The sequence below is a fragment of the Rhodococcus chondri genome (assembly GCF_036327435.1).
Lineage (GTDB): Bacteria > Actinomycetota > Actinomycetes > Mycobacteriales > Mycobacteriaceae > Rhodococcus > Rhodococcus chondri.
Window position 1 is genome coordinate 1 of sequence record NZ_JAUZMZ010000223.1, and the last position, 6,453, is coordinate 6,453.

Sequence of the window (6,453 nt, forward strand, 5' to 3'; positions counted from 1 at the left end):
CCCCGCACGCGCCGCCCGTCCGCGCGCAGGGCGGCGGTGAGCATCGCGCCGACGGCGCCGCACCCGCCGGCGACGACGACCGGGTCGCGGGGCGCGGCGGTCACGGCGCGGTGCTGTCGGGGACGGACGCCGGGTCGGTGACGGCGAGGCAGCGGCGCATCGCGACGGCCTTGACGAGGGTTTCGTCGAGTTCGTCGACGCGGTCGGACAGGGCGACGATGGCGCCACCGATCCCGAAACTGACCTCGTGATCGGTGGCGACGAGGGTGCGGATCACGATGGACAGGTCGGTGGCGCCGGTGGGCGACAGATATCCGAGGGCCCCGGAGTAGACGCCGCGGGGACCGTCCTCGAGTTTGTCGATGATCTCCATGGTGCGCAGCTTCGGGGCCCCGGTCATCGACCCGCCGGGGAACGCGGCCCGCACACAGTCCACCGCGCTGACCCCCGCGCGCAGGGTGCCGCGCACCGTGGAGACGAGTTGATGGACGGCGGAATAGGTTTCGATGTCGAACAGTTTCGGGACGTGCACCGAACCGGGAATGCACACCCGGGACAGGTCGTTGCGCACCAGGTCCACGATCATCAGGTTCTCGGAGCGGTCTTTCTCGCTGGCGAGCAGCCCGTCGCGCAGCGCCCGATCCTGCTCGGCGGTGACGCCGCGCGGCCGGGTGCCCTTGATCGGTTTCGACTCGACCACCCGGTCGGTGCCGATCCGCAGAAACCGTTCGGGGGAGGCGCTGAGCACGGACAGGCCCGGAAAGCGCAGGAGCGCACTGTACGGGGTGGGGCTGATCGCCCGCAGCGCCCGGTAGGTCTGCACCGGGTCGATGCTGCGGGCAACGGTCGCGGTGTTGGTCAGGCACACCTCGTACGTTTCGCCGCTGCGGATCTCGGCGACCGCCTGGTCGATCAGGGCCAGATACCGCGGCGGGGAGTGGCGCAGCCGGATCTGCGGGTCGCGGTCAGCGCGCACCAGCGGCGCCGCGGCAGGCACCGGGGCGACGGTGGTCTCGGCGAGCGCCGCGAGCGCGGCGGCGGTGTCGTCGAACCAGGCGGTGGTGGCGTCCTCGCCGGGGGAGTCGGTCAGGGCCAGCAGATAGCAGCGGCCGGCATCGTGGTCGAGGACGACGGCGCGGTCGGCGAAGACCATCGCCGCATCCGCGGTGGGGGAGGTGTGCACGAGCTGCGCGCCGGCGTCGGCCTTGAGTTCGTACCCGAGATAGCCGACGTACCCGAGAGCGAACGCGAACGGCAGATCGTCGCGGGGCGCGACACGCCGCTCGGCCAGGCGACGCTCGAGGTGATCGAAGAAGGAGGTGTGGTGTTCGGCCACCGGGACACCGGGGCGGTGTTCGCGCACCAGGGTCTCCGCGACGCTGTAGGTGACGAATTCGGCGCGAGGCCCGGACCCGTCGCCGAGCACGGTGAAGCGGGAGCCGGGTTCGGTGGCGGCGCTGCCGTCGAGCCAGAAGCTGTGCGGTCCGGCCGCGAAGAGCGTGTCGTAGACGGTGTGCGGATCGGGGTGACAGTCCAGCACCCGGCAGTCGAGGACGTAGCGCGGCGTCGGGGGCGCGGCCGGCGGGGGCGGCGGTGCGGTCGGCGCACCGCTGCGGCGGGGCGTGAGATCACGAAAGTTGGCGAGCAGTTCGAATCCGTACTCGGTACAGATGGATTCGGGATGGAACTGCACGCCCCACAGCGGCCGCTGCCGGTGCGCCACCGCCATCAGCAGCCCGTCGGTGGTCCGTGCGATGGCGTCGAGTTCGTCGGGTACCCGGTCGGCGACCAGCGAGTGGTAACGCACCGCGACGAACGGGGACGGGATGCCGGCGAACAGGCCGGTGCCGGGGTGCACGATCTCGCTGGTGCGTCCGTGCACCGGTTCGGGGGCGGGCACCACGGCGCTGCCGAACAACTGGCACAGCCCCTGATGGCCGAGGCACACCCCCAGGGCGGGCACCCCGGAGTCGAGCAGGGCGCGGGCGCTGATCCCGAAGTCGCGGGGCCGGTCGGGACTGCCCGGGCCGGGGGAGACGACGACGTTGTCGAAGCGGTGTTCGCGGATCCGATCCCAGGAGGTGTCGTTGGGAACCACGATCGGCGCGGTGCCGTTGACGCGGGTGAGCAGGCTGTACAGGTTGTAGGTGAACGAGTCGTAGTTGTCGACCAGCAGTGTCCGGATCGGGAGCGCCATGGCGGCCTCACCTCCGCGATTCGCCGGACTCGGATCCTGCAGCACCGCCGCCGTCCCCGGCGACGATGCGATCCTCGACCCGGCAGGCCTCGTCGATGAGCAGCGTGTACAGCTGCTGCACGAACGCGCCGGACAATCCGTGCCGCTGGGCGTAGTCCTGGGCGCGGCGATGCACGAGCTGCATCCGGCCGGGTTGCAGGACCGCGATGTCGTGCCGCTGCTTGAGCCGGGCGACGTGGGCGCACAACGCCATCCGGTCGCGGATGTCGTCGAGCAGGGCCCGGTCCACCCGGTCGAGTTCGGCGCGCAGCGCTTCGAGCTCGGTTTCGGGTGTCGGCGCGGTCGTGGTGCGGGACGCGGCGGGGTTTCGGTCGGTCACGGAGGCACTCACCCCTTGTGCGGCGATACCGAACCGGGCAGATACCGGACAATGTCGGTCGTCTCGGTTCGTACGGTTCTCTGCGGTTTTTGTGCGGTTTTCGGCGGGGGCCCGACCGGGCTTCCGGTCGGCGTCCGCCAATAATTGCACGGGTGTCGATCAAGGTGCCGCCAATTGATCATTTTGTGCCACGGCCGCGACAGAACCCCACGAAAATTCGGGACACGGTGCCGGAAGAAACCGAATGCCGCCGCGGGAAGTGTTTCCCGCAACGGCATTCGGAGGTGTTACCGGTTCCCGGGGAGGGTGTTACCGGTTCCCGGGGAGCGATCCCGGGAATGCTTCAGGCGCCGCGGCGCTTGTTCTTGAGCAGCTCGAGACGTTCCTGCAGCAGCTCGTCGAGCTCCTCGACCGAGCGACGCTCCAGGAGCATGTCCCAGTGGGTGCGCGGCGGCTTGACCTTCTTCGGTTCGGGGGCGGCGCCTTCGACGAGGGTGCCTTCCAGCCCGTTCTTGCACATCCAGGTGCCCGGGATCTCGGCCTCGTCGGCGAACGGGACGTCGTATTCCTCGCCGTTGTCGCAGCGGTAGCGCGCGATCCGCCGCGGCGCCAGATCGTGGTCACGGTCGGTTTCGTAGCTCACCGCCCCGAGCCGGCTGCCTCGCAGTACACGATCTGCCATGGTGATGTCCTCTCTAGTGTGCTCCGCCCGGAGAGCTCGTCGTCGGTGCATCGAACGTCCACGCAGGTGGCGACGTCCACACCCTGTCAACGCCGACGCAGCCGAATCCGTTCCCGACGACCCGCCGCAGGGCCGGAAGCTCCAGTTTAGCGGCCGGGCCGACCGGCTCGGTAACGTGTCGCATCGTGACCGGACGTGAGGGCAGAGCCGCGAGCTGCGTGTGGTGCGGCCGGCCGGTGCCGGAGATCGGCACGGGACGGCGGCGCCGGTACTGCCGCCGGTCCTGCCGCCAGCGCGCCTACGAGCAGCGCAGCACCGCCCGCGACAGCGGACTGCCCGAGGACGCGGTGGTGCTCTCCGCCGAGGAGTGCACGGCCCTGACGGACCGGGCGTTCGAGGTGCGCTGCGCCGCGGAGGACGTGGCCACCGCCGTCGCCGAAGACGCCGACCCCGCGGAACTGGCCCGGTTGTGCGAGGAGTTGGTCACCCTGGCCCGCGCAGCCGAACGGCTCCGCTGACCGCCAGGCCCGGTCGGGCGCCGCGCACCCGGTCAGGCGAAGAACCCGCCCATGGTGAACACGACCTGGCAGAACGCGCCGTTGCTGTACTGCACCGAACCGAACAGGCTGGCCAGCACCGGTCCCGTTCCGGTGTCGAGGGTCTTGGACAGCTGCGGCACCCCACCGATCCGATCGTCGAGGGTCGCGATGCCACCGCGGAAACTCTCCATGTTCAGCCACACCAGCGTCAGGTCCGCCCGGGTGGGAGCGACCGGGATGGTGGGGGAGACGAAGATCTTGAGCTGACCGATCTGCACGTCCGGGTTGGTGTTGGGTCCGGGCTGGGCCCATCCCGTGGTCATCGCGTACGGCACGATGCCGCCTCCGCATCCCGGCCCGAAGGTGGGGGCGGGCTGCATGAACGGTTGCGGGGTGTTGCGCGGCGGCGCCTCGAACAGGGCCGGGGTGCGCGCGGCGTCGAGCATCGCCTCGACCGCGTCGGCGGTCTCCGGGGACGCGGCGGCGGCGCGGAGTTGCTCGACCGTCAGGCCTGGCGGGGCGGGGTCGGCGGCGGCGTGCACGGGCAACGCCACGGCGAGCGCCGCGGTGCACGCGGCGGCGAGGAAACGAACGGTCCGGCGGCGCGACATCTGGTGCTCCTTCGAGTCGGTTCTTCGAGTCGGTACGGAGACGAACGGGCAAAGCGAGGCGCACGAGGCTGACGAGGTTCGAGGATAAGCACCGGGTGCGCATTTCCGGGCGGTTTCACGAGTTTCGTCACGAATCCGACATTTCGGGTGAGTTTGCAATTCGGTAACCCGATCGGGACACAAAAGTAATTGTTTTCGCGACCCTCTCCGCTATTTCCGCTCGTAGCGTTACCCGGCGTCCGATATCGGAATTCCGACCGTTTCGTTTCCCGCAGTTGCCGCCCCGGTTTCCCCACATTCCGCGGCGGCGGTGGACTAGCTTGAGATGTGCTTCCGGTCACGCGGAAGCGAGCACGATCGAACGGGGGTCCGATCGCGCCGACACTCGGTCGGCGGCGGTCGGCTCCCGGACGCGATGTCGGGGGCGCCGGTCACGGTCAACATCGCTATCCGGAGGGGACATGTCGTTGCGACACCGTCGTGTGCAGATGCCAGCCGATGCCTTCCCGCTGTCGTCCGCGCAGCGCTCGATCTGGATCGCGCAGCAACTCGCGCCCGACGTGCCGATCTGCATCGCCCAATACGTCGACCTGCGCGGCGATCTCGACATCGACCTGCTGCGCCGGGTCGGGTACATCGCCGGCCACGAATTCCAGTCCGCCTTCCTGCGCGTCGTCGAGGTCGACGGCGAGCCGTACCAGTACGTCGACCACACCATCGAATCCGCCCGGATCCCGACGCTCGACTTCCGGTCCGCACCCGACCCGATGGCGGCGGCCCACGACTGGATGAGCGCCGACTACGCCACCCCGGTCGACCTCGCCACCGACCCGCTGGTGAACATGTCGATCCTGCGCATCGAGGACGACCGGCATCTGTGGTACAGCCGCATCCACCACGTGGCGCTCGACGGCTACGCCGCGATGACGATGGTCAACCGCATCGCCGCGCTGTACACCGCCGCCCTGGAAGAGCAGGAACCGGACCCGGTCCGGGCCGCCGACCTGCGCACCCTCTACGAATGGGACCGCGACTACCGCACCTCCGACCGGTACGACACCGACCGGGCCTACTGGATGGAACGAGTGGCCGGACTCGAGGACGGCTCCACCCTGGCCACCCGGCAGGCCCCCACGGCGGCCCGCAGCCGGCTGACCGGTCTCGCGCTGCCCGAGCACCTGGTGCAGGCCCTGACCGACGCCGACGACACCGCCGGCTCCTCGTCGACCGCGACCGTGGTGGCCGCCTTCGCGTGCTATCTCGCGCGGATGACCGGCCACGACGACGTCGTGATCAACCTGCCCGTCTCGGGCCGCACCACCGCGCTGGTGCGCCGCTCCGGGGGCATGCTCGTGAGCACCGCGCCGCTGCACGTGCGCCTCGAACCCGCCGACACCCGCGCCGACCACGTGCGCCGCGCCCAGTTGGAGCTGACCGGCGCCCTGCGCCACCAACGCTGCAGCCTCGAAGACATCCGCCGCGAAAGCGGCGCCGCCGGCGAGATCCACCGCTACGCCGGGCCGATGATCAACGTGATGCTCTTCCACCAGCAGATCCGGCTCGGCCCGATCCGCGGCGAATTCCACATCATGACCTCCGGCCCCGTCGAGGACCTGCTGGTCAACATCTACCAAAGCGGCACCCCCGCCCGCACGTTCATCGACTTCCGCGGCAATCCGCACCGCTACACCGACGCCGAACTGCGCACCCACCACACCCGCTTCGTCACCCTGCTCGACGCCTTCCTCCGCGCCGACGCCGACACTCCGGTCGAGGAGATCGACCCGGGCACCGCCGCGCTCGCGCGTGAGCACCGCCGCGCCGCCGCCACGGCCGACTTCTGGCGGCGCACCCTGGCCGGGGCGCCCGAGCACCTCACCCTGCCCGGCCCCGCCCCCCGCGTCCACGGCGCGGATCAGCGCACCCCCGACCACGCCGACGCCGAGTTCGACCTCGACCTCGACGTCGAACCGGCGACCCTAACCGACGACACCGACCCGCCCACCGGTCCGCCGGCCGCGTGGCTGCACTCCGCGGCGGCCGGG

General features: G+C 70.5%; 6 protein-coding genes. 2 read left to right on the forward strand and 4 right to left on the reverse strand.

Annotated features, from left to right (window positions below):
* Positions 1 to 100: 100 nt before the first annotated feature.
* The 3 genes from pabB to Q8814_RS23485 form a co-directional block, all read right to left on the reverse strand.
* A complete protein-coding gene (gene pabB / locus Q8814_RS23475; protein ID WP_330154378.1) occupies positions 101 to 2,197 on the reverse strand; it encodes an aminodeoxychorismate synthase component I in 2,097 nt (698 codons plus the stop codon).
* Between the two features lie 7 nt (positions 2,198 to 2,204).
* Entirely contained in the window at positions 2,205 to 2,576 is a 372-nt protein-coding gene (locus Q8814_RS23480) for a chorismate mutase (RefSeq protein ID WP_330154379.1), read from the reverse strand.
* A gap of 343 nt (positions 2,577 to 2,919) precedes the next feature.
* Positions 2,920 to 3,258 carry an RNA polymerase-binding protein RbpA gene (locus tag Q8814_RS23485; RefSeq protein ID WP_330154380.1) on the reverse strand — a complete coding sequence of 113 codons (339 nt, stop codon included), beginning with the start codon at positions 3,256 to 3,258 and terminating at the stop codon, positions 2,920 to 2,922.
* A 185-nt stretch (positions 3,259 to 3,443) separates the two neighbouring features.
* Here Q8814_RS23485 and Q8814_RS23490 point away from each other — a divergent pair, with 185 nt between their 5' ends.
* Positions 3,444 to 3,776 (forward strand): hypothetical protein, encoded by a 333-nt coding sequence (locus tag Q8814_RS23490; protein WP_330154381.1) that lies wholly within the window; start codon positions 3,444 to 3,446, stop codon positions 3,774 to 3,776.
* Positions 3,777 to 3,808: 32 nt separating this feature from the next.
* Here the strand turns inward: Q8814_RS23490 and Q8814_RS23495 are convergent, their stop codons facing one another.
* The gene (locus Q8814_RS23495; RefSeq protein WP_330154382.1) at positions 3,809 to 4,408 is read right to left on the reverse strand and encodes a hypothetical protein; all 600 of its coding nucleotides are present in this window, start codon (positions 4,406 to 4,408) and stop codon (positions 3,809 to 3,811) included.
* Between the two features lie 488 nt (positions 4,409 to 4,896).
* On the opposite strand from Q8814_RS23495, the gene Q8814_RS23500 reads away from it, so the two are divergent.
* The coding region (locus Q8814_RS23500) for a condensation domain-containing protein (protein WP_330154383.1) at positions 4,897 to 6,453 on the forward strand (1,557 nt) is incomplete at its 3' end.